This window comes from Salmonella sp. SAL04214 (assembly GCF_046550615.1).
GTDB classification, from domain to species: domain Bacteria; phylum Pseudomonadota; class Gammaproteobacteria; order Enterobacterales; family Enterobacteriaceae; genus Salmonella; species Salmonella enterica.
Map to the genome: position 1 here is coordinate 1 of NZ_JBGDXT010000029.1, position 741 is coordinate 741.

The 741-nt window shown below is 49.0% G+C and carries 2 tRNA genes and 1 pseudogene; 2 read left to right on the forward strand and 1 reads right to left on the reverse strand.

The features are described from left to right. Positions 1-123: 123 nt before the first annotated feature. Positions 124-200 (forward strand) — tRNA-Asp (locus ACLJQD_RS22890). Between the two features lie 8 nt (positions 201-208). Beyond that, positions 209-284 (forward strand) — tRNA-Trp (locus ACLJQD_RS22895). A 101-nt stretch (positions 285-385) separates the two neighbouring features. Here the strand turns inward: ACLJQD_RS22895 and ACLJQD_RS22900 are convergent. Continuing rightward, positions 386-670, reverse strand: a pseudogene (locus ACLJQD_RS22900) (transcriptional regulator HdfR); the annotation flags it as partial. Between the last annotated feature and the right edge of the window lie 71 nt (positions 671-741).

Here is a 741-nt window from a genome sequence, read left to right on the forward strand (position 1 = left end):
AGAAGTGAAACGCCGTAGCGCCGATGGTAGTGTGGGGTCTCCCCATGCGAGAGTAGGGAACTGCCAGGCATCAAATTAAGCAGTAAACTGATGTAAAAGTCAGTGGTTGTAAAAGAATTCGGTGGAGCGGTAGTTCAGTTGGTTAGAATACCTGCCTGTCACGCAGGGGGTCGCGGGTTCGAGTCCCGTCCGTTCCGCCACCCTAATTAGGGGCGTAGTTCAATTGGTAGAGCACCGGTCTCCAAAACCGGGTGTTGGGAGTTCGAGTCTCTCCGCCCCTGCCAGAAATAATCCTTAGCAGATGCTAAGGATTTTTTTTTGCCTGAAATTACCTGATTATCTGATCAGGTAATCGTAAGTTCCCTTCTTTTTCTTTTCATCATTTTCATTGTTCATCCAGCACATCCGTTTTTAACAGATCGCAGATCAGCGAGTATTTATCGCTGTTTTGCAGCCAAATGGCGTATAGCGGCCGTGAAAGCGTTGCGCTGTCGGCAACGGTATGTAATCCGCCCTTTTCATTTGCCCAGTTTACAGGAAGCCAGCTACAGCCATTTAATGCGCTAAGCTGCTGTCGGGCGAGTTCGGCTGAGCTGGTTGTTAATACCGGTACTTCATCTGCTGCGATCAGCCCGGTTTCATGCTGTTGGAAGTCTGGTCCCCATGTAAGTATCCCGCATAATCGTGCCATTCACATTTAGAGATCATCCGGCATAATCAATCTGCCAACGAAGGAGATCG